The following is a 20,358-nucleotide window of genomic DNA, read 5'->3' as shown; positions in this document are numbered from 1 at the left end:
CGTCGGCCACAAGCTCTTCAAGCAGCAACAGTTGGGGCGACTAGCCGTAGTGCCAGCGGCGCCCGCTGCCGCTTGCGCGATCCGCATGAAACGCATGATTAACGCTGCCCTGCTATTTTTACGAAAATCGTCTCGTTGCGTGGAGGGAGGCGCTGGGCATGGCAGGCGCTGAGACCGAGAGTACCGTTGCGTCAAAGGGAGTGGGAGGCATGACGTGTGCTGATATCACGCGTTTTGTAATTATCATCAGCCTCGGCGTGCTGGCTTTCATCACATTTCTGGTCGCGGGCACGCTTATCGGGCTGATGTGGCTCGACAGCTGGTCCTGCGGGCAATGCAAACAATATCCGGCGGGAATTTACATTCTCGGGGTTCTCGGGCTTCTGATCCTCGGCTCGATGGGGCAGGAGGCGGGCGAAGCGCCGGAGACATGGCGCAACTGGGTCGCCGCTCATATCCAGACGCTGATCATCCTCGCGCTGATCCTTGTCACCTTCGTGCTCGTCGTGAACTGGTGGTGGTGGTTCGGCTAGACGCGGCTTTGTGCGGCGCCGCTGCGCCTCGCTCGTGGGCCGAAAACTCGGAAGCAAAAGACGCGTTTCGGAAGTGCTCAGGACGATTGACGGCGCTGGCGCAAATTGCGCGCCTGTTAACGAACGCCGGAAGAGCGGGTAGAAAAGAAATTGTTTGACCGTTCGAAAGTAGGCCGACGAATGGCGACATCGGCACGGTAAAGATTCTGCACGAGCGCATGCATCGGATGGATCGCTTCCTCAACAATTCCGATCCGTGAATGCTGCGGCTGATGAAGCCCGCTTCCACCCGCCATCGGAGAGGCAGCTTGAACGGTCTGAGGCCCGCGCTTACCAAAGCACGGGACGCGGTGTAAGCGTCAAAAAGGAAGGTATTAACGATCCCCGGCAAACGCCGGGGATGACCTTCGCATGGGACTATGGTTAAAAAAATAGTTAATTTTATATTTCATTCGTGGGGACCTATGAAAAAACTCGCCCTGTTCCTTTTGGCGGCCATAGCGGCATGGTCGCTGTCGCGCGTCGACACCGACACGCTGCCGCCGTCGCTCCACAGGCTGCTCTTTCCGATCGAGATCGAAGCGGATCGCGTCGGCCCGCAAAACCCGGCGAAAAATTTCCCGCTTCAGACCCAGCGCGGAAAATCGGATTACCTTCTCTATAACGGCACCTACCCAAACGCTCCTATTCTATACCTCCGAATTCCTTATGAGTTCGTCGGGAAAGCCTCGAGACCCGTGCACAAATACGGGACGTTTTTCACGGTCTGGTATCCGGAGATGACAGGCTCGCTCAATCCCGCCAATCGCGAACGGAGAGAATGCTCCGGCTACTGCAATGGAGGGATCCTCCTGCTGATCAGAAATGAAGGCTTATACCTGTTGGGCGCAGCCCATGTAGGCTGGCTTGGACTGCAAGGCGACATGCAGCGCCTCGCGAAGGACCCCGACTTCACCTACACCAAGCTCGAAGGGCACGTCCCCTTCGAGGAGGTCTACGAAGAGCGCTTACCCAACGGCAAGCGGGAACTCTATTACATCCGCAAATCGCCGGAGGGCGCATATCTGCACTTCGCCCATTGCTGGCCCGATGACCCCTCCCCAAGCTGCACAGCTTACATGAACTCGCCGACACATCGGGCAATCGATATCGAGTACTCCTTCAGCATGGACCATTTCGAGGATTGGACCGCCGTTCAGGAGGCAGTCGCACGCACGGTCGACAGCTTCGTCGTCGGCCTTTTCGATCCGCAAAGATAAAGGGACATTATGAGCACTTACGGGACAAGAACCGCGAACCGAGCAACTTCGCTCCCTTTCAGCCTTGGCGTGCGTCTGCGGCATTTGGCGAAGGATCAAAGCGACGCGGGGGCGGCCAAAAGCCGTTGATACCCGAAAAACGCTGGCCTACTGTCCGCTACGGCGTTCGAAAAGGATGCCCAACTTCACAATCGAGCCGGAATAAACCGTCCGGCTGCGGTAAGGTGAGACTTATAAAAGGGCCTCGCGCAAGCAGCGCGCCCGAAAAGAAAGAAATTGCATGCGCCCCTCGAAACGGCAGGCCGGCGACCTTCGCCCCGTGAGTTTCCAGCGCGCCTTTTCGCATCACGCGGAAGGATCGTGCCTCATCAAGTTCGGCAACACGCATGTGCTTTGCACGGCGAGCCTCGAAGACCGCGTGCCGCCGTGGCTGAAAGGGCAGGGACGGGGCTGGATCACGGCCGAATACGGCATGCTGCCGCGCGCAACCTCCGACCGCACGCGCCGCGAGGCGACGACCGGCCATCAGTCCGGCCGCAGCCAGGAAATCCAGCGTCTGATCGGGCGGTCGCTCCGCGCCGTGGTCGATCTTCAGGCGCTCGGCGAACGCCAGATCATGGTCGACTGCGACGTCTTGCAGGCGGACGGCGGCACGCGCACCGCGTCGATCACCGGCGCCTGGGTCGCGCTGCATGATTGCTTCCAGTGGATGCGCGCACGCGACATGCTGCGCGGCGAGCCCATGAAAGACAACGTCGCGGCGGTCTCCTGCGGCATCTACAAGGGGGAAGCGGTTCTCGATCTCGATTATCCCGAGGATTCGGATGCGGAGGCGGACGCGAATTTCGTCTTCACCGGCAAGGGGCAGATCGTCGAAATTCAGGCGACGGCGGAGAAGGGCGCGTTCTCCGAGGAACGCATGGCCGAGCTGACCGCGCTCGCGAAGAAGGGGATCGCCGAACTCGTGAACCTGCAGAAGCTTACGGTGCTCTGACGTTGCGATGCCCGCTGTCTGACCGGCGGCGGGCATGCAGGTGCCGCACTTTTTCAGTGCGGTCTGCCGCTGTCTTCGCCGATGGTGAAGATGCGAAGCATGTTCGTGCTGCCGGGCCGCTTGAACGGCACGCCCGCGCAGACGATGACGCGGTCGCCGTCGTCGGCATAGCCGGATCCGCGCGCAACTTCCTCGGCACCGCGCACCATCTCGCCCGTGTTTGCGGGGTCTGACGTCTGCACGCAGTGCAGCCCCCAGACGAGGTTGAGCCTCCGCGCGGTTTCGATCACGGGCGTTAGCACAACGATCGGCTGGGCCGGTCGCTGCCGTGCGACGCGAAGGCCTGTCTTGCCCGTCGCGGTGTAACAGAAAATCGCCTTCAGCTTCAGCGTCTCCGCAATGGACGCAGCGGCCGCGCTGATGGCGTCGGCGGCGGTCTTGTCGGACGGGGTCCCGCGAAAATGCAGGATGCTTTCGTAATTCACATCCTTTTCCACTTCGCGCGCAACGCGGTCCATGGTGGCCACGGCCTCGACCGGGTAGGCGCCGGTCGCGGATTCAGCGGACAGCATCACGGCGTCAGCGCCTTCGAAAACGGCGGTCGCGACGTCGGAAACCTCGGCGCGCGTGGGGACGGGAGACGACGTCATGCTTTCGAGCATCTGCGTTGCGACGACGACCGGCTTGCCGAGATCGCGCCCCGCGCGCAAGAGCTGCTTCTGAAGTCCCGGCACCTGTTCAAGCGGCATCTCCACCCCGAGGTCGCCGCGTGCGACCATCACGCCGTCGCTCTCGCGCAGGATGTCGTCGATTTCGGCGATGGCGGAGCGGCGCTCGATCTTCGCCATGATGGCTGCGCGATCACCCACGATGGCGCGCACGTCGCGCACGTCATGGACACGCTGAACGAAGGAAATGGCGATCCAGTCCACGCCCGCTTCGAGAGCCGCTTCGCAATCCTTGCGGTCCTTGGGCGTCATCGATGCGAGCGGCAGGATGGCGTCGGGCAGGTTCACGCCCTTGCGGCTCGACAGCACGCCGGCGGTGATCGCTTCGGCGACGATGCGCCCCGGGCGCGCTTCGAGAACGCGCATGTGAAGCTTGCCGTCGTCGATGAGAAGGGTATGGCCCGGCTCGGCCGCCGCGTAGATTTCGGGGTGCAGAAGGCCCACGCGATCCACGGTACCCGGCGTGTGATTCGCATCGAAGATGATGGTCTGACCGCGTTCGAGCTGGATGCTGCCTTCCGCGATGGAACTGATGCGAAGCTTCGGTCCCTGAAGGTCGGCGAGAATCGCGATGGGGCCGTATTTCTTTTCGAGTTCACGCAGCGCGGCGACGTAGGCGCGCATGTCGTCATGGCCGGAGTGGCTCATGTTGATCCGAAAGACATCCGCGCCGGCCACGACAAGCCGTTCGAGTTGCTCCGGTGTGCTGGTCGACGGTCCAAGGGTGGCTATGATCTTGACGCGGCGTTTTCTTTTCATCGGCGGCGTGTTCCCGGCGCGGTGGCTGCTGCGGCTTGCGCGGGAGCATCGGCGGCGGGCGGCACGCCGCTCGTATCCATCGGCGCGGCAGGCGCCGTTTCGGATTGATCGGTGAGCTTTACCGTCCAGTCCGTCTGCTCCTGCGTGTCGACTTCAAAGAACCCGCTTTTCTTGAAGCCGCGCCCGTCACAATTATCGATGCCCTTGATGGTGAATTCGACGTCGTTGGTGCACATGGCGATGGCGCCGCCCCACTCGCCACCCTTGTCGTAGTCGAAGGCGTAGACATAATAGAAGCGCGCGCGGAGCCTGTCCTGGATGAGAAGGGCGCAAGACTGACTGTCGACGTTCCACCAGCCTTCGCTGACCCAGCCGTCCTTGTCCTTGTAGCCGATGGCGACGCCGATGCGGCTGGACGTGCTGTTGCAAAGCTTGAGTTCGGCATTCGCCGGAGCCGGCAGGGCCAGCCCGATGCAAAAAGCGCCCGCCAAGGCCGTCATGCGAGCCAGCCTTGACGATATGGGAAGCCGTTGCAAGATCATCCGTGTGTTCCAGGAATCACGTGAGTCGCTGGCTCACACTAATCTCTGATTGAGCTGTCGACAACAATAGCCCGGAAGTCATTCACATTTGTTCCCGTGGGGCCGCAGACAACGAGATCGTTTGTGAGCCGGAAAAAGCCGGTAGCGTCGTTATTGGCGAGAAATGTGGCTGGAAGGAGATTGAGCGCCGCCGCGCGCCTCGCGGTGCCGGGATCGACGATCGCGCCCGCGGGATCGTTCGCGCAATCGCCGGTGCCGCCGTCGATGCCGTCGGTGTCGCCCGCGAACGCGGCTATGCCTTGCTCGCCGTTGAGGGCGGCGGCGAGGGCGAGCGCATATTCCTGGTTGGGGCCGCCCCTGCCGTTGCCGCGCACGGTCACGGTGAGTTCGCCGCCCGAGAGGATCACGACGCGCCGCCCGTCCGAAAGGCAGCGCCGGGCCAGACGTGCGTGCATCTCGGCCACGTCGCGGGCCTCGCCTTCGAGCGAGTCGCCCAGCATGATCACCTCGAAGCCTTGGCCGCGCGCCACTTCGCCCGCCGCCTGAAGCGAATCGCGGCCGGTGGCGACGAGTTCGTAACGCGCATTGGCGAAGATCGCGTGCCCCGGCTTCGGTGTTTCGTTCACGGGATCGTTGAGCGCTTCGACGACCGAACGCGGCGCCGCGATGCCGTATTTCGCCAGAATGCGCCGCGCATCGGCGAGCGTCGTTGTGTCGGGGCATGTGAGGCCCGAAGCGATGGTCTGCGGCTCGTCGCCCGGCACATCCGATATGGCGAGCGTGACGAGGATCGCCGAAGGCGAGGCGCAGGCGGCGAGGCGTCCGCCCTTGATGCGCGAAATATGCTTCCTGACGCAGTTGATTTCATGGATGCGCGCCCCGCATTTGAGAAGCGTGCGGGTCAAGTCCTGCTTCTCGGCCAGCGTGATCTTGCCGGCGGGCGCGACGAGGAGCGCCGAGGCGCCGCCCGAAATCAGGGTGAGGATGAGGTCGCCCGCCTTCGCCGAATGCGCGGCCTTGATCGCCTCTGCGGCGGCGAAGACGCTGCTCTCGTCCGGGATCGGGTGGGCCGCCTCGATCAGCTTCAGCTTTTTCAAGGGTTCGGACTTCTCGCCATGCCGGGTGATGGCAACGCCTGTCAGGGCATGCGACGGACAGATCCGCGAAAAGTGGTCTTCAGCGATACGCGCCATACCAGCCGCCGCCTTGCCGCAGGCGATGATGACGATCTTGCCGTCGGTCGGGCATTCAGGAAAATGATGCGGCAGACAACGGCCCGGCTGCGCCACTGCGACAGCCGTTTCAAAGAGCGTGTGAAGAAAGCGTCTGGCGTTGTATGACACGTCGCAAATCAGTGGTGTTGATGGTCGACCAGCGCACGTTACTGCTTCGACCGCGACGGTCCAATTGGCTTTAAGTCTCTCGCCGAAAGTAGCGGGGTGCCATGCATATATTGCATGGCTTGCGTTTGCATCTGGATACGCTCGCGCGATTCAATTCCCTGTTTTCGCTTCCCTTTTTTAGAAGTCGAGGCCGATATCCAGCGCCTTCACCGAATGCGTCAGGGCGCCGACGGAAATCATGTCCACGCCCGTCTCGGCGATGGCGCGCACGGTAACGAGCCGCACGCCTCCGGACGCCTCGCACAGGATGCCCGGCTTCGCGGCTTTGGCGCGAGCGACCGCGTTCTTGAGTTCCGGCACGGCCATGTTGTCGAGGAGGACCGCGTCGACATCATGCTGAAGGGCTTCTTCGAGTTGCGTCAGCGTGTCGACCTCCACCTCGATCTTCACCATGTGGCCGTTGGCTGTCCGTGCGCGTTCGATCGCCGCCGAAACGCTACCCGCCGCCGCGATGTGGTTGTCCTTGATGAGGACTGCGTCGAAGAGGCCGAAGCGGTGATTGTGTCCGCCGCCGGCGCGCACGGCGTATTTCTCGAAGGCGCGAAGGCCGGGCGTCGTCTTCCGGGTGCAGACGATGCGGGCATGCGTGCCGTGAACGGCTTCCACGAAGTGGCGCGTTGCTGTGGCGACGCCGGAGAGATGCTGCACGAGGTTCAGCGCCACGCGTTCGGCGGAGAGGATGGCGCGCGTGCTGCCCGACACGCGGGCGATGGCGCTTCCGGCATGGGCGCTTTCGCCATCGCGAAGCTCCGCTTCGAAGACAATGCCGGGATCGATCGCGCGGAATGCCGCTTCGGCGAGCGGAAGGCCCGCGATGCACCCGTCTTCGCGAAGAGCGAGGACGGCCTCCGAGATGTGGTCCGCCTCAATGATGGCGTTGGTCGTGATGTCGCCAGCGAGGCCGAGATCTTCCGCAAGCGCTTCCTCGATGAGAGACGCGACGAGATGGTGGGGAAATTGAAGGTTCGAGGGGGCGTGTCCCGTCATGTCTTTGCCAAGCTCGTATCGTCTGGAGATGAACGCGGACATTAACAAGGAACGCCCGGGGTGCAAACGTCTCTTCGGGCGGAAGCGCGGCTTTATGAGGCTCAAGCGATCTGCACCACGGGCGCGACCTTTGCCAGCTTGTCGAGCCAGCGCTGAATTCGCGCCTTGTTCACGCCCCAGTCGCCCCGGCCAAGGAGCGAGCGGCTGTAGATCACAATCGTCGATCGGCCATCCTCCACATCGACGAAGCGCACTTCGATGGTGTCGGGAAAACGCCAGAAGGGGGAGCGCTGCACATATCGCGCGCTGAGCTTGCCTTCGTCGACATCGACGAGTTCGAGGTTCGGCTCGGAAGCGACAGCCCTCGCGAAAGCCTTCCTCAATTCGTGCGCGCCGACCGCGAAGACCGGCGGCCTGATATCGCTGCGCGCTTTGCATGCGCCGGGCGGGCAGGCGAGCGAGTCATTCGGTGTATCGCGGCGGCTCAGCGTTTCGAAATCCACCGGCCCCTGGTCGGCAGGACCGGCGAGCGACCAGATCCGCTCCGGACCCGCGATCAGGAATACGGCGATAATGGCGATGGGCACCGCGGCCAGGGCGACGGCGACGACGGATCTTGCTCTCATAGTCTCTCCGATGACGCGGACGCAGGGATACAGGCGTTGGAGATGGTAGACCGCGCGCCCGGGAAGGCAAGCGCCGACGGAGCGCTTGCGGTTCGGACCAGGGGGGGGCGGCAAAAAATAGGCCGTCAAATAAGGAAGCCGTCAAATAAGGAAGGAGCCCGAAGGCTCCCCGCCCTTGTCGAAAAGGGTGACGAAGCCGTTTGTCCCTCGCCTCAGCGAACAAAACGTCCGAAGCGCGTCAGGCCAAACCCCAGCGCGCCAAGCGCGCCGATAATGAGAAGCACGCCGCCGGGCAGCGACGCCTCGGAAGGCTTGGCCGTTTCAGCCGACGGCAGCGGCGTCGCCTGCGGGGGCGAATCGGGGGTGGCCTTCGTGGCATCGAGTGCGGCGGGAGGCGCCAGACGTGCCGACGCGACAGCCGGCCGACCCAGCAGGTCCGACACAAGTTCCTGGGTGCCGATAAGCGCGAATTCCGCCGTTTCCTTCGCCGCGTTCGCCTCGTCGAGCTTCGCCTTGAGCATCCCGACTTCGCCGCGCGCGTCTTTCTCGGCGGCCTCGGCTATATCGCGGGCCGCTTCGGCGAATTCGCGGGCGCGGACCTCGACAGCGTACTTGTCGCGGAGCGTATTCGCCTTGTCCTTCGCCTCGATGAGCTGGCTCGACATTGCGAGATTGGCCTGAAGAAGGTCATGCTTCTCGGCTGTGCTGGCGACAAAAGCGACGAACAGCCCGAAGCTCAAGGCCCCGAGCATGTAATTGAGGTATTGGCTGGGCATGACGTTTCCTTAAAGGAAGGTTAACGGGTCAACGCGCACATTTTTTTCTGCTTTTTTCATAGCAGCGATTGGTTAACGTCAGCTTTTTCTGGCCTTTTAGGTCAGCAGTAATTGGAGGAAATCAATTTGCTCATTGCAACTTTTGCGCGATTATTCAAGAAAGCGCATCCGATAGTGATCGTGGGCGACGCATCGCGGATGATTGCTCTGTTTCCGCGCAAGAAAAAATCTTTAACGGAGGGCAAAATCGTTTGCCTCTTGCGTTCCCCGGCTTTAGCGATCAAGGTTGCGCGCGCGCAACAGATGCAAAAGATTGCGAATCTCGTTTCCAGCGGAAAAAACACACAATGACTGTCAGGGTAGCTATCAACGGCTTTGGCCGTATCGGTCGAAACGTTCTCAGGGCCATTTCCGAATACAAGCGTCAGGACGTCCAGATCGTCGCGATCAACGATCTGACCGACGTGAAGACGAACGCGCATCTGCTTAAATATGACTCCGTTCACGGCAAGTTTCCGGGCGAGGTTAACGTTACCGGCGACGGCATCGACGTCGGCTACGGCCCGATCAAGGTTCTGGCCGAGCGCGATCCGTCGAAGCTTGCGTGGGGCGACCTCGGCGTCGATCTCGTGATGGAATGCACGGGCGTGTTCTCCGACCGCGACAAGGCGGCGATCCATCTTCGTTCGGGCGCCAAGAAGGTGCTCGTCTCGGCGCCGTCGAAAGGCGCGGATCTCACGGTCGTCTACGGCGTCAACCACAAGCAGCTTGAGCCCAAGCACGAGATCATCTCGAATGCGTCTTGCACCACGAACTGTCTCGCGCCGGTGGTCAAGGTCATCAACGATCTGTGCGGCCTCAACCAGGGCTACATGACGACCATCCACGCCTACACGAACGACCAGCGCATTCTCGACCTGCCCCACAAGGATTTGCGCCGCGCCCGTGCCGCCGCTCTCTCGATCATCCCGACCACGACGGGCGCCGCGAAGGCGATCGGTCTCGTGCTGCCGGAACTGGCGGGAAAGCTCGACGGCACTTCGGTGCGCGTGCCGACGCCGAACGTGTCGTGCGTCGACCTCGTCTTCATCCCCGGTCGTGAGACGAGCGTCGAGGAAATCAACCACGCCATCGAACGCGCCTCGCAAGAGGAACTGAAGGGCGTGCTCGGCGTGACGAGCGAGGAACTCGTTTCCGTCGACTTCAACCACAACCCGAACTCGTCCACCTTCGATCTGACGCAGACGCAGATCGTGAACAACAAGCTCGTGCGCGTGCTGTCGTGGTACGACAACGAGTGGGGCTTCTCCAACCGCATGGTCGACACGGCCGTCGCCATCGGCAAGCTGCTTTAGAGTCCGTACGGAAAAGCGCGCTAAGCGGTTTTCCAGAACGACGCTCGCCAAGGCAGAGAGACGGAGCGCGCCTTTGATCCCATCAAAGGAAGATCCGCCTCTGAACTTCAGGAAGAGACCCTCTTGCCGATCCGATTGCGAGACAGTCGGATCGGAACGGGCTCTGGAGAAAGCGATGACACCATGAACGAAAAGCCTTGCGGGCTTATCGTTGCCATCCCGCCCGCTCTGGAAACGGAGTGGGCGGCGCGCCTTTCGGAACTCGTGGCAAGTTTCCGTCCCGCTGCTCTGATCATTCACCCGTCGCGAGAGAACGCAGCGCTGGTAAAGGCGGCGGCACCGCTCGAACTCGCCGTGCTCGTCGCGGGCGAGGTCCGTGAAGCTGCGCGTGCCGGAGCCAGCGGCGTCTGGTTCCCGTCATCGGAAGCGGCGGATTTTGCCGGCGCAAGAAAGGCGCTCGGCGCCGAGGCGATCCTAGGCGCGGGGTGCGGGGTGAGCCGTCACGCGGCGATGGAAGCGGCGGAAGCTGGCGTCGATTTCCTCGCCTTCGACGCCGCCACCGATCTTGACGCCGCCGTCGATGTCTCGGCCTGGTGGGATGAGGTCGCGGAAATACCCGTCGCGCTCGTCGTCGGAGCGAAGAAACCCGATCGCGCTCGCGTCCTCGATGCACGGCCCGACTTTCTTCTTGTCGAAGAAACGGAGACAGCGGGCGAAAGCCTTATTTTCGCAACAGAGTTCGGCTTGCAAAGCCAGACCTAGCCTCCGGTGCGGACTTGCCTCCCGGTTCGGCCTGACGGGCAATCCATCGCGCAGGCGATGTCTTCGGGGTTTTGCTTCTGTGAAAAGCATGCGAGTTCTTGCCTTCGTCTTTACGGCTCTCCTTACCGGAGCCTTTTCGGCCGACTGCAACGCCGCTCCAAAAGCGCAGTCTGCATCCAAAGGCGGCTGGTCGACGAGCGAAGCGCCATCGGACCCCGGCGATCCGGCTTATGCGGCTTTCGAGGCCGGGAATTATGAGGAGGCTTATCGGCTCGCGAGTGCGGCGGCACAACGTGGCGAACCGCAGGCGAACACGCTCATCGGCGAGCTTTACGAGCAAGGCCTTGGCGTCCATCAGGATCTGAAGAAGGCGGCCGAATGGTTCACCAAGGGCGCGGTCGCGGGAGACATGCACGCGCAGTTCCGTCTGGGGTTGATGCTGGCGGAGGGGCGAGGGCTCAAGAAGGATCGCCGAAAGGCGGCGGACTTTTTCGAGGCCGCCGCGCAGCAGGGCCACACTGTCGCTGCCTATAATCTCGCGCAGGTTTATGTGGAGGGCTTCGCGCGGCCGCAGGACATGGGGCGGGCCGCATACTGGCTCGCCGTTGCCGCGGAAAAGGACCACGCGCAGGCAGCATACGACCTCGCGACGCTCCTTCGCCATGGGGACGGCGTCGCGAAGGACGAGGCAAAGGCAGCTCAGTTGATGGCGAAGGCGGCCGAACTGGGGAACCTCGAAGCGCAGGTCGAATACGCAATCATGCTCGGAAATGGCAAAGGCGTGCCGAAGGACGAGGCGGGTGCGGTGAAGCTGTTGAGGGTTGCGGCCGAGCGCGGCAACCCTATCGCGCAAAATCGCCTCGCGCGCGCCTATTCCGCCGGATTCGGCATCGAGAAGGACCGAATCGCCGCGTCGAAGTGGCATCTGCTGGCGCGGGCAGCCGGGCAGAGCGATTTCAGGATGGACCTGTTCGTAATGTCGCTGAAACCCGACGAGCGCAAGAAGGCGGAAGGCGAGGCGCAAGCGTGGCGCGAGGAGACCGCCGCCGCCGTCCGATGACAGGATCGCCTAGAAGCGAAAGCGCCGGACGGTTGCCCGGCGCTCTGTCATAGGGAGGCCGTCGCGACGAGGCGACGAGCATTCTGTTATTCAACGAGCGGCCCCGGCAACGGCAAGACCTGCCTGCCGAAAGCCGTGTTCACCACCAGAGCGCCGCTGAGATAAATCCCGACGATGCCGGCGCCAAGCAAGGCCCAGGCGGGGATGTAGGCGTTGGACTTCCCGATCAGGCCGAGATCCATCAACGCCACGAAGGGCAGGGCCACGTCGAGCAGCGCCACAATGGCAAAAAGCAACGCCGTGTTCTTGAGGAAGGCGGGTGTCCACAGCCAGAGAACGAGGGTGAGGACAACCCACGCCCATCCATCGATTCGCGCGTCGAAGGGCACCTGCCGCACGATCATGTCGTACTTCATCAGCATCTCGACGCCGCCGACGAACATGAAGAAGGCCGCAAAGAACAGGAATGTGTTTCCGCCGGTCGAATTGTTCGACTTGTAGTCCAGGATCGCGACGGTGAACTGGATGATGAAACCGCCCAACAGCCACAGGCCCAGCAACGGCATGGCTTCCTTTGTGACATGGCCGCTCAACAGGGCGAAAAAGCAGAAACAGGCTACGGCCAGGCCGACCAGACCCGCGGGTGTCGGATTAGCCCAAGGGGAGGTGGTGAGTTGAAAATTCTCAAATTTCGAGTCTACTCGCTGGTCCATTGAATTCCTCTATCGAATGTCGACCTGACATGTGTTCAGCGACAGCGGTTTCCCTCGCCGCTGAGGCACGCCTCCTCGATTCGTATCCGCCCTATTCACGATCGAAGGATGCCGTTCTGTCTGTCGTCACTTCGCGAGGAATGACTCTCGCTATATGTCCATCGTTTCGAGAATGTTATGCTGCCGGTGCCTAGTCCAGGGCGCGGGCTCGCGCCACTCGACTAAAGTTCTGCATCCCGGGGTGTCGCCTGGGCGACCGATGCAGAAACAAGGGGATGCATGAAGCGCGACCCTGCTGCCTCGAACCGGCGCGTCGAAACGCCGCCCGAGACGCGAGCGCCGGCGCGCGGAACGGGGTGCATGCGCCAATTGAAACGCCCCTGAAAACATCGCTCTTTTTGCCAAGCGGGCTAGCCAAGCGTCGAAAGGGCATGTATATCTGACGACGATTAACTCTCGATAGGCTTCGCTTCTTCGGCCCATGCGGTCGAAGGACGGGGCTTGTCGCATTTCTATCCGGAGAACGACGATGGCAGTCCCCAAGAGAAAAGTCTCGCCCATGAAGCGCGGTTTCCGCCGTTCGGCCGACGCGCTTGCCGCCCCGACCTATGTCGAGGACAAGGAGTCGGGTGAACTGCGCCGTCCGCACCACATCGATCTGAAGTCGGGCAAATATCGCGGTCGCCAGATTCTGGAGCCGCGCGAAGACATCTAGCCGATCCGGCCGAAAGCCTCGCTCGGGCTCATCGCCTCCTGGATCGGTGCTCTTGCTCTTATGCGCCGCGCCGTCATCACGCGCGGCGCCTTTGGCGTTTTCAGATCGGCATGCATTAAATCGACGCGATTTACGCGGAGATGCTGATCGACAGCCAAGAGTCAAAGCGTCGTGCCGCGTCTGGCCGCACGCCGCCGTGGCGCCCTGCATCGGAATCGCGCTCATGATTCGCGAGCCGATGGCATGGCGTAGTGAAGCCCGATCTGGTATTCCATTGGTTGCGATGACGCCCGAGGATCTTCTCATACGGGAAAACACAGCGCAGGACGGCCAGCCGGTCGCCGCGTCCGGGGAAGAAACGGCTGCGGTCGAGATCGGACTGAATGCGGCTATCGTTTCGATGATTTGCGGCGAGCCCCAGATCCTTACCGTATCGACCGGCGGCGCGACCAATGGCGACTCGCCGCCCGCTCTGCCGTTCGGGCTCTTCACGCCGCTCAAGCACCGCACGCTCGAAATCGGCCTGCGCGATTGGGTGAAGGATCAGACCGGCGTCGATCTCGGCTATGTCGAACAGCTTTATACCTTCGGCGACCGCGGTCGCCACGCGCGTCCCGGCGACGAAGGCATGCATGTCGTATCGATCGGCTACCTCGCGCTGACCCGCAATGAGGAGGCGCCAGCCGGCGGCGGCGCTCACTGGAACGCATGGTATCGGCATCTGCCATGGGAAGACTGGCGCAATGGCAAGCCGCAGATCCTCACGCAGGAGATCGAGCCGAGGCTTGAGGAATGGGCCCATCGTCGCGAAAGCGCCGGAACGCCGAGGCGGCCGCTGGCGCGAAGGGACCGCTTTCGCATGTGCTTCGGTCAGTCGGTGCCATGGGACGACGAAAAGGTGCTCGATCGCTACGAACTGCTTTATGAGGCGGGGCTGATCGCGGAAGCGGCCCGCGACGGCCGCGAGGCGGCGCGCGCATGGTCGGACCTGCCCCAACTCGGGCGGCCCATGATGTTCGATCACCGGCGCATCCTTGCGACGGCCATGAGCCGGCTGCGCGGCAAACTCAAATATCGGCCCGTGATCTTCGAGTTGATGTCGGAGACGTTTACCTTGCTTGATCTTCAGCGGGTTGTCGAAGCCATCCTCGGTAGCTATCTGCACAAGCAGAACTTCCGTCGGCTTGTCGAAAACGCGGGGCTCGTCGAACTGACGGGTCAGCAGGCGTCGAGAACAGGCGGTCGCCCGGCGCGACTTTACCGCTTCCGGAAAAGTGTGCTTCTTGAGCGGCCTGCACCCGGCTTCAGGGTTCGCGTGCAGAACATTGCAAGAACAAATTCGACGGCTTGACCGTTGCCCTGTTAACACTACTCGGAGGAAAGAGGAGAAATCCCCAGAAAGAGAGCGATTAAGCTCTTTGAATGCTTCCTAAAATCGGCGCATTTTGATAATATTTCCCTGTCGGTAGAGAAGACTCACTGCGGCGATTGAGTCTGATCGGCCTCGGCAACGACCCGAACAGCGGACGAGTATCGAGCAGCCCGCAAAGGATCACGATTAAAGCATGGCTTCAAGTCGGCTCTAAAGAGGGCTGGGTGGCTTATTTGTTTCTGGTCATGCGAGGCGCGAGGCGGCGGCAAGTGGATGAGAACCCTCTAACCAAGACAAAGAAAAGTGAGAGCGAGTATGCCTGATAATAATAAGGATCAATGCTTCGGTTTCAAAACCAACGAATACGTGGTTTATCCGACGCACGGCGTAGGGCGTATCGTTGCAATAGAAGATCAGGAAATCGCGGGTTGCAAGCTCGAACTCTTCGTTATCAACTTTGAAAAGGACAAGATGACGCTTCGCGTCCCGACGTCCAAGACGCAGAGCGCCGGCATGCGCAAGCTCTCCGATGCGGCCGTGCTCGCCCGCGCCATGGAGACCCTTCGTGGCCGTGCGCGCGTGAAGCGCACGATGTGGAGCCGCCGCGCGCAGGAATACGAAGCGAAGATCAATTCCGGCGACCTCATCACCATCGCCGAAGTGGTGCGTGACCTTTACCGCTCCGATGCTCAGCCCGAGCAGTCCTATTCCGAACGCCAGCTTTACGAAGCGGCTCTCGACCGCATGGCCCGCGAAATCGCGGCCGCGCAGGATGTCGACGAGTCCATCGCCATCCAGCGTGTCGCCGAAGCGCTGACCAAGGGCGGACGTCTTCGCAAGCAGGACGTCGACGACGAAGAAGACAAGAAGGAAGCCGCCTGATCGGCTTCGCGTTTTCGCAGCGTCGCGCGCTCTTTCGCTCGGAGCCGCGATGCCGCGACATAGGCTCTTTCTCCGCCATGACACGAAACATCCCGGCCGGCGCGTTCCGGGTCAGGGATGTTTGGTTCCTTCCGCCCCGCTCACGACTTCCAATTGCTCGGGCAAAACGACCGTGATCGACGGTCCGGCCTTGCGCTCCACCCAGCCGCGGATGCGCACGGTCTTTCCGGCCAGCGCGGCTCCGTCGCCGCTCAAACGCTTCGCCGCGCCTCCCTCCGCATAGACACGAAAGCCGAAACCGGCATCCTCGCCGAATGTCAGCGTGACACGCGCGCCGCTTCGGGCGATGGCTTTCGCCTCGCCCTCCACGATCTGATAAGTCTGGACAAGATTGGCGATGAGACGCGGGTCGGATGCGGGCAGAACCTTGAAAACGGCCGTCCCCCAATTCCCGCGTCCGGCGGATTTGGCGGCTGTCTCGGCAGCCCGAAGCGCCTCGAAGCAGGCCCTGTTGTCGGGTTGCGGCGCGGCGAGCGCCAGCCCGGCGGATACGAGTCCTTCCTGCAGCCAGAGCGTGGGATCGTCCACGACGAGGAGATGCGCGGTGGTTATGCCGTAGCGATCACGCTCCGCGCCGCCAATTTTCACCTCAACCTTTTTTCCGAGCGTGCTCCTGAGGAAGGAGACAGCATCGAGCCCCGGGTCTCCAGCATGTTGCGGCAAGGCGGGGATAGCGATGATTTCGGCGAGGCGGATCGTGCGGCCATCAGCGAGGCGCAGCGTCTGAGGCCCGATGACGGCGGCAACCGCGCTTTCGCCTGCGCTTCTAAGGTCACAGCCGGGGGTATTGGCTCTCCGCGACTGCCCATGCGACGGCGAGGCGCCAACCAGCGCGGCCAGCAGGCAGACGGCCGCCGCCTTGTGGAAGCGGCCTGCGAGACGCGAGGGGATCGCGGCGCTCGTCGCGCCAGGCCCGGCGAACACACTCGACTCATGCCGCAAGCTGCGCGCCATCGATCGGGGTGAGACCGACGGGGTTTCCCACCGGTTTTCGCCGCGTGAACGGGTCCGGCATCCGCGTCCGGCGCGATACCGATCAACGATGTTCGCCCACGCGCGGCGGAAGTAAAAGGTCATCTGAATTTCGTAATCTCTGGCCGCGCCGCGCTCAAGCGTTTCCCGGAATGCCTCGCGCTCTGCGTCCGGCGCGCGCGATTGACGGCCTCGGCCCGCTTTTTCTGGACACACAGCTCCCGTAACTCGCCTGCGCCCTTTTAGCGAGTGTCATCACGCGGCGGAAACCTGTCGGCCTTGCTCCGATCACTGGGGCGCAGCTTGCGGCATGGAGATGGGCGATGCGGGGGTTACACGCGCTCCGCCCGCGCTTTCATCTTCAGAGTCGCGTCGTAAAGCACGAACAGCGCCAGAATCTGGACGAGGATCGTTGTAATCACGCCGCGAATGAAGCTGAGCGTGAAGTCCTGCGTAAAGAGGATGTAGGTCTTCAGGGCGAGTGCAAGCGCTTGATAAGCGAACAGGAATAGCAGCGGCGCTCGCCCGGGGCGCTGGAACAGCCAGACGAGGCCGATGACAAGGGCTACGAGGTCGGCGGCCACCTGCGGCACCGCGTCCGGTCCAAACGCGACGAGCGACATCAGAAGAGAAATGACCTGAGCCGCGGGCACGCCGGCGGCGAGCGCCAGAAAACGCAGATCCCGTGGCAGCAGGTGGCGCATCGCGAGGACGCTCGCCACGAGCAATGCGATGGCCAGACCATAGCTTATGATGAGCATGCGCGCGAAGTTTTCCGACACGGCCGCGACGGCGTACGCGCCGATGGCGGCAAGCACAAGAACAACGCCTCCGCCGATGGCAAGCAGCGATATTCGACCTGCTGGAGCGCTTTCCTTCAGCATGTTTCCTCCCTCCGGCTTTTTTCTTCGATCCCATGAGTATATCACGAAGGAGAAAGAGCCGTGTCCCCGCTTCGGGGCTTCGCCGTTCAAGAGTGAAGCGCGATGCGGGAGAAGGCCCCTCCACTCAAGCGGAAATGGCGCTGCCTCAGTCGAGTTCGACGGCCATCGCCACGGCTTCGCCGCCGCCGATGCAAAGGCTCGCGATGCCGCGTTTTCCGCCCGCTCGCTTCAGTGCGCCGATCAGCGTCACGAGCACGCGCGCGCCGGATGCGCCAATGGGATGGCCGAGCGCGCACGCGCCGCCGTGGATGTTGACCGTGTCGTGGGAAAGCCCGAGATCGCGCATCGCCGCCATGGCGACCACCGCAAACGCCTCGTTGATTTCGTACAGGTCTACGTCGCGTGATTCCCAGCCGAGCTTGTCGAGGAGGGCGCGGATTGCATGGACCGGCGCGGTCGGGAACAGGCGCGGTTCGCTTGCATAGGTTGCGTGGCCGAGGATCGTCGCCAGCGGCGCGACGCCCTTCGCGTCCGCGGTGGAGCGGCGCATCAGCGTGACTGCGGCTGCGCCGTCCGAGATCGAACTCGAATTGGCGGCCGTCACGGTGCCGTCCTTGGCGAAGGCCGGCTTCAGCGCCGGGATCTTCGCGATGTCGATGCGGCCCGGCTGCTCGTCGCGCTCTATAATCGCCGCGCCATTGCGCGCTTCGACCGTGACGGGCACCGTCTCCCAATCGAACGCGCCGCCTTCCACCGCCGCCTTCGCCCTCGTCGCCGAGGCCACGGCGTAGGCGTCTTGCGCGTCGCGCGTGAAGCCGTAGGCGGCGGCGCACTCCTCCGCGAAGGTGCCCATCAGCCGCCCCCTGGTTTCGGGAGCGTAAGCATCCTCCAGCCCGTCGAAGAACATCGCGTCGAGAACGCGGTCGTGGCCGAGGCGCTGGCCGCCTCGCGCCTTCGGCAGCAGATACGGCGCGTTCGTCATCGACTCCATGCCGCCCGCGGCGACCACGCGCGCGCTGCCAGCAATGATCAAATCGTGGCCGAGCATCACGGCCTTGAGACCCGAGCCGCAGACCTTGTTGATCGTGGTACAGCCCGCCGAAAGCGGCAGCCCGGCGCGAAGCGAGGCTTGCCGCGCCGGGGCTTGTCCGACACCTGCGCCGAGCACGCACCCCATGACCACCTCATCGATATCGGATGCCGCGACCCTTGCGCGTTCCACCGCCGCGCGTAGGGCCACCGCACCGAGTTCGGGGGCGGCGAGGGTCGCGAATGCACCCTGGAAAGCGCCGATGGGTGTTCGCGCGGCGGATGCGATGACGACGGCGTCGGCAGTCTTGCACATGGGTTTCCTCTTAGCGCGTTGTTTCGCGGATCGTCGTTTTTCCTTTGACTTTACCTCAAAGGACTTCCCGGAACCATGCGCGCCGCACACCGCGCGCGAGCCACATCGCCGATACGCCTGAACGGAACTCCAACGCAGGCGGACTGTTGCCCATCGAAACGAGACCGAAAGAGACGCACCGACATGGCGACCAGCGACAAGGCAGACTTTGAAATCATCGGCGCGCCGTGGGGCAATTTCGTCCGCACCGTTTGCATGGCCGCCCGTGAAAAGGGCGTCCCCTACACGCAGACCATCGTGCGCCCGACCGATCCACTCGTCGCCGCGATCCACCCTTTCAGCCTCGTGCCCTGCGCACGTCACGGCGACCTCGTGCTGTTCGAGAGCCGCGCGATTTGCACCTATATCGACGGCGCCTTCGACGGGCCGCCGCTCGTGCCGCGCGATGCGCGCGGGGCCGCGATCACCGAGCAATGGATTGCGCTCGTGCTGACCACCATCGATCCCGTTCTCGCCCGCCAATATATCAGCGCCTATCTCGCCGCGCCCGACGGCAAGCCCGCCGCTGCCACGATTGACGCGCTGCTCCCGAAGATGCGCAAATGCTTCGCGGTGCTCGATGAGCGGCTGGCGGCGAGTCGCTATCTTTCGGGCGACGCATTCAACCTTTCCGACATGATGCTGTTTCCTGTGATGTGGTTCATGCGGCTGAAGCCCGAAAGCGCGGCCATGCTGGAGACATCGCCGCATCTTCTCGACTGGTATGCCCGCGTCGCCGACAGGGCGAGCGCGCGAGAAACGGAGCCGCCCGCCGTCACCGGACCGGCGGTTGCATGCGGAGCGTTTGGGTAGTTCCAGTTCCCCCGCGCTTACCAGTCGGCGGGTTCGCCGCGCCGGAAGAAGCCGCCCGTCGGCCCGTCCGCCGAGATCGCCACGAGATCGGCGATTTCCCGCGCGGGCTCCGCCGGATCGCGGTTCGCTTCCGCGCCGCCCATGTCGGTGCGCACCCAGCCGGGGCAAAGGCTGTTCACCTTTACGGGACTGTTCGGGCCGAGTTCGGCGGCCAGGATTTTGGTGAAGCCGTTCAGGGCGAGCTTCGCCATGCGATAGGCTGCGTAGCCCCCCGCCATGTCCGTGATCGCGCCAAGGCCGGACGACACGTTCACGACGCGCCCGTAACCCTTCGCCAGCATGCGCGGCACGACGAGTTGCGTCATGCGGATCGGGCCGCCGAGATCCACTTCGAGCGTGCTCAGCAGGTCGCTCTCCGTCATGTCGAGCACGGGCGATCTCGGGTTCAGCAAAATTGCGGCGTTGTTGATGAGGCCGTCGATCCGTCCCTCGCGCTGCTCAGCGCTTTCCACGAAAGTGCGGCTGCTTTCGGCGTTCGCCACATCGAGCGGCAAAACCAGCACATCCTTGAGCGCGGGCTTTTTCGACGGTTCGCGCACCCCCGCGACGACCTTCGCGCCTCTCGCCACAAGTTCCTTCGCCGTGGCGAGGCCGATGCCCCTGTTGGCGCCGGTCAACAGAATGACTTTCCCCGCAATCGGATCGATGGGCAGCGTCATCGCATTCTCCTTGGTGTTCGTTTCACCCGCGAACAACACGCGAGTCCGCTTTGGGCTTCA

General features: G+C 62.8%; 22 protein-coding genes. 11 read left to right on the top strand and 11 right to left on the bottom strand.

Features of this window, described 5'->3' with window-relative positions; all coding sequences use genetic code 11:
- Positions 1-209 precede the first annotated feature (209 nt).
- From QM659_RS07280 to rph, 3 genes are all read left to right on the top strand, one after another.
- Complete coding sequence (locus QM659_RS07280; RefSeq protein ID WP_127075397.1) at positions 210-533, top strand: hypothetical protein; 324 nt, start codon at positions 210-212, stop codon at positions 531-533.
- Between the two features lie 419 nt (positions 534-952).
- Positions 953-1,792, top strand: a complete 840-nt coding sequence (locus QM659_RS07275; RefSeq protein ID WP_415187904.1) for a hypothetical protein — start codon at positions 953-955, stop codon at positions 1,790-1,792.
- A 280-nt stretch (positions 1,793-2,072) separates the two neighbouring features.
- A complete protein-coding gene (gene rph, locus QM659_RS07270) occupies positions 2,073-2,786 on the top strand; it encodes a ribonuclease PH (RefSeq protein ID WP_127075399.1) in 714 nt (237 codons plus the stop codon).
- A gap of 53 nt (positions 2,787-2,839) precedes the next feature.
- On the opposite strand, the gene pyk is transcribed toward rph, so the two are convergent.
- The 6 genes from pyk to QM659_RS07240 form a co-directional block, all read right to left on the bottom strand.
- Positions 2,840-4,273: a pyruvate kinase gene (gene pyk, locus QM659_RS07265; protein ID WP_303487213.1), complete on the bottom strand. Its 1,434-nt coding sequence runs from the start codon at positions 4,271-4,273 to the stop codon at positions 2,840-2,842.
- Positions 4,270-4,773: a DUF1036 domain-containing protein gene (locus QM659_RS07260; RefSeq protein WP_415187903.1), complete on the bottom strand. Its 504-nt coding sequence runs from the start codon at positions 4,771-4,773 to the stop codon at positions 4,270-4,272. Before QM659_RS07260 ends, pyk begins: the two co-directional genes overlap by 4 nt.
- Before the next feature lie 80 nt (positions 4,774-4,853).
- Positions 4,854-6,158 carry a glycerate kinase gene (locus QM659_RS07255; RefSeq protein WP_303487210.1) on the bottom strand — a complete coding sequence of 435 codons (1,305 nt, stop codon included), beginning with the start codon at positions 6,156-6,158 and terminating at the stop codon, positions 4,854-4,856.
- Positions 6,159-6,335: 177 nt separating this feature from the next.
- Positions 6,336-7,205, bottom strand: a complete 870-nt coding sequence (gene nadC / locus QM659_RS07250) for a carboxylating nicotinate-nucleotide diphosphorylase (RefSeq protein WP_415187902.1) — start codon at positions 7,203-7,205, stop codon at positions 6,336-6,338.
- Positions 7,206-7,306: 101 nt separating this feature from the next.
- Positions 7,307-7,831 (bottom strand): DUF1499 domain-containing protein, encoded by a 525-nt coding sequence (locus QM659_RS07245; protein ID WP_415187901.1) that lies wholly within the window; start codon positions 7,829-7,831, stop codon positions 7,307-7,309.
- A gap of 212 nt (positions 7,832-8,043) precedes the next feature.
- Positions 8,044-8,607 carry a hypothetical protein gene (locus tag QM659_RS07240; RefSeq protein ID WP_415187900.1) on the bottom strand — a complete coding sequence of 188 codons (564 nt, stop codon included), beginning with the start codon at positions 8,605-8,607 and terminating at the stop codon, positions 8,044-8,046.
- Between the two features lie 126 nt (positions 8,608-8,733).
- Here QM659_RS07240 and QM659_RS07235 point away from each other — a divergent pair, with 126 nt between their 5' ends.
- The 4 genes from QM659_RS07235 to QM659_RS07220 all read left to right on the top strand — a co-directional run bounded on the left by QM659_RS07235 (position 8,734) and on the right by QM659_RS07220 (position 11,784).
- The gene (locus QM659_RS07235; RefSeq protein ID WP_415187899.1) at positions 8,734-8,958 is read left to right on the top strand and encodes a hypothetical protein; all 225 of its coding nucleotides are present in this window, start codon (positions 8,734-8,736) and stop codon (positions 8,956-8,958) included.
- Positions 8,955-9,962 (top strand): type I glyceraldehyde-3-phosphate dehydrogenase, encoded by a 1,008-nt coding sequence (gene gap, locus QM659_RS07230; protein WP_127075415.1) that lies wholly within the window; start codon positions 8,955-8,957, stop codon positions 9,960-9,962. Before QM659_RS07235 ends, gap begins: the two co-directional genes overlap by 4 nt.
- A gap of 183 nt (positions 9,963-10,145) precedes the next feature.
- Positions 10,146-10,724 (top strand): thiamine phosphate synthase, encoded by a 579-nt coding sequence (locus QM659_RS07225; protein ID WP_415187898.1) that lies wholly within the window; start codon positions 10,146-10,148, stop codon positions 10,722-10,724.
- Positions 10,725-10,812: 88 nt separating this feature from the next.
- On the top strand, positions 10,813-11,784 hold the full coding sequence (locus tag QM659_RS07220) for a tetratricopeptide repeat protein (RefSeq protein ID WP_415187897.1): 972 nt from the start codon (positions 10,813-10,815) through the stop codon (positions 11,782-11,784).
- Between the two features lie 86 nt (positions 11,785-11,870).
- On the opposite strand, the gene QM659_RS07215 is transcribed toward QM659_RS07220, so the two are convergent.
- Entirely contained in the window at positions 11,871-12,497 is a 627-nt protein-coding gene (locus QM659_RS07215) for an acetate uptake transporter family protein (protein WP_127075421.1), read from the bottom strand.
- A gap of 529 nt (positions 12,498-13,026) precedes the next feature.
- On the opposite strand from QM659_RS07215, the gene rpmF reads away from it, so the two are divergent.
- The 3 genes from rpmF (at position 13,027) to QM659_RS07200 (ending at position 15,466) form a co-directional block, all read left to right on the top strand.
- Positions 13,027-13,212 carry a 50S ribosomal protein L32 gene (gene rpmF / locus QM659_RS07210; RefSeq protein ID WP_013418306.1) on the top strand — a complete coding sequence of 62 codons (186 nt, stop codon included), beginning with the start codon at positions 13,027-13,029 and terminating at the stop codon, positions 13,210-13,212.
- Between the two features lie 283 nt (positions 13,213-13,495).
- Positions 13,496-14,563 carry an NrtR DNA-binding winged helix domain-containing protein gene (locus tag QM659_RS07205; protein WP_127076319.1) on the top strand — a complete coding sequence of 356 codons (1,068 nt, stop codon included), beginning with the start codon at positions 13,496-13,498 and terminating at the stop codon, positions 14,561-14,563.
- Between the two features lie 336 nt (positions 14,564-14,899).
- A complete protein-coding gene (locus QM659_RS07200; RefSeq protein ID WP_127075423.1) occupies positions 14,900-15,466 on the top strand; it encodes a CarD family transcriptional regulator in 567 nt (188 codons plus the stop codon).
- Positions 15,467-15,577: 111 nt separating this feature from the next.
- Here QM659_RS07200 and QM659_RS07195 read toward each other — a convergent pair whose 3' ends face one another.
- The 3 genes from QM659_RS07195 to QM659_RS07185 all read right to left on the bottom strand — a co-directional run bounded on the left by QM659_RS07195 (position 15,578) and on the right by QM659_RS07185 (position 18,727).
- Positions 15,578-16,450 (bottom strand): thermonuclease family protein, encoded by an 873-nt coding sequence (locus QM659_RS07195; protein WP_415187896.1) that lies wholly within the window; start codon positions 16,448-16,450, stop codon positions 15,578-15,580.
- Positions 16,451-16,830: 380 nt separating this feature from the next.
- Positions 16,831-17,382 (bottom strand): hypothetical protein, encoded by a 552-nt coding sequence (locus QM659_RS07190; protein ID WP_415187895.1) that lies wholly within the window; start codon positions 17,380-17,382, stop codon positions 16,831-16,833.
- A 145-nt stretch (positions 17,383-17,527) separates the two neighbouring features.
- Complete coding sequence (locus QM659_RS07185; protein ID WP_415187894.1) at positions 17,528-18,727, bottom strand: acetyl-CoA C-acyltransferase; 1,200 nt, start codon at positions 18,725-18,727, stop codon at positions 17,528-17,530.
- Between the two features lie 183 nt (positions 18,728-18,910).
- Between QM659_RS07185 and QM659_RS07180 the strand changes: the two genes are divergently transcribed.
- Positions 18,911-19,579 (top strand): glutathione S-transferase family protein, encoded by a 669-nt coding sequence (locus QM659_RS07180; protein ID WP_415187893.1) that lies wholly within the window; start codon positions 18,911-18,913, stop codon positions 19,577-19,579.
- A gap of 17 nt (positions 19,580-19,596) precedes the next feature.
- On the opposite strand, the gene QM659_RS07175 is transcribed toward QM659_RS07180, so the two are convergent.
- On the bottom strand, positions 19,597-20,298 hold the full coding sequence (locus tag QM659_RS07175; RefSeq protein ID WP_415187892.1) for an SDR family NAD(P)-dependent oxidoreductase: 702 nt from the start codon (positions 20,296-20,298) through the stop codon (positions 19,597-19,599).
- Positions 20,299-20,358 lie beyond the last annotated feature (60 nt).

Origin of the sequence: Rhodomicrobium sp. (assembly GCF_047605405.1) — a bacterium.
Lineage (GTDB): Bacteria > Pseudomonadota > Alphaproteobacteria > Rhizobiales > Rhodomicrobiaceae > Rhodomicrobium > Rhodomicrobium lacus.
This window is presented reverse-complemented; position numbering and strand designations above follow the sequence as displayed.

Excerpts from the sequence above, each read along its gene's own strand:
- QM659_RS07280 (WP_127075397.1), top strand. The coding sequence starts at position 210 with ATGACGTGTGCTGATATCACGCGTTTTGTAATTATCATCAGCCTCGGC.
- QM659_RS07275 (WP_415187904.1), top strand. The coding sequence starts at position 953 with ATGGTTAAAAAAATAGTTAATTTTATATTTCATTCGTGGGGACCTATG.
- rph (WP_127075399.1), top strand. The coding sequence starts at position 2,073 with ATGCGCCCCTCGAAACGGCAGGCCGGCGACCTTCGCCCCGTGAGTTTC.
- pyk (WP_303487213.1), bottom strand. The coding sequence starts at position 4,273 with ATGAAAAGAAAACGCCGCGTCAAGATCATAGCCACCCTTGGACCGTCG.
- QM659_RS07260 (WP_415187903.1), bottom strand. The coding sequence starts at position 4,773 with ATGACGGCCTTGGCGGGCGCTTTTTGCATCGGGCTGGCCCTGCCGGCT.
- nadC (WP_415187902.1), bottom strand. The coding sequence starts at position 7,205 with ATGACGGGACACGCCCCCTCGAACCTTCAATTTCCCCACCATCTCGTC.
- QM659_RS07245 (WP_415187901.1), bottom strand. The coding sequence starts at position 7,831 with ATGAGAGCAAGATCCGTCGTCGCCGTCGCCCTGGCCGCGGTGCCCATC.
- QM659_RS07240 (WP_415187900.1), bottom strand. The coding sequence starts at position 8,607 with ATGCCCAGCCAATACCTCAATTACATGCTCGGGGCCTTGAGCTTCGGG.
- gap (WP_127075415.1), top strand. The coding sequence starts at position 8,955 with ATGACTGTCAGGGTAGCTATCAACGGCTTTGGCCGTATCGGTCGAAAC.
- QM659_RS07225 (WP_415187898.1), top strand. The coding sequence starts at position 10,146 with ATGAACGAAAAGCCTTGCGGGCTTATCGTTGCCATCCCGCCCGCTCTG.
- QM659_RS07220 (WP_415187897.1), top strand. The coding sequence starts at position 10,813 with ATGCGAGTTCTTGCCTTCGTCTTTACGGCTCTCCTTACCGGAGCCTTT.
- QM659_RS07215 (WP_127075421.1), bottom strand. The coding sequence starts at position 12,497 with ATGGACCAGCGAGTAGACTCGAAATTTGAGAATTTTCAACTCACCACC.
- rpmF (WP_013418306.1), top strand. The coding sequence starts at position 13,027 with ATGGCAGTCCCCAAGAGAAAAGTCTCGCCCATGAAGCGCGGTTTCCGC.
- QM659_RS07205 (WP_127076319.1), top strand. The coding sequence starts at position 13,496 with ATGACGCCCGAGGATCTTCTCATACGGGAAAACACAGCGCAGGACGGC.
- QM659_RS07200 (WP_127075423.1), top strand. The coding sequence starts at position 14,900 with ATGCCTGATAATAATAAGGATCAATGCTTCGGTTTCAAAACCAACGAA.
- QM659_RS07190 (WP_415187895.1), bottom strand. The coding sequence starts at position 17,382 with ATGCTGAAGGAAAGCGCTCCAGCAGGTCGAATATCGCTGCTTGCCATC.
- QM659_RS07185 (WP_415187894.1), bottom strand. The coding sequence starts at position 18,727 with ATGTGCAAGACTGCCGACGCCGTCGTCATCGCATCCGCCGCGCGAACA.
- QM659_RS07180 (WP_415187893.1), top strand. The coding sequence starts at position 18,911 with ATGGCGACCAGCGACAAGGCAGACTTTGAAATCATCGGCGCGCCGTGG.
- QM659_RS07175 (WP_415187892.1), bottom strand. The coding sequence starts at position 20,298 with ATGACGCTGCCCATCGATCCGATTGCGGGGAAAGTCATTCTGTTGACC.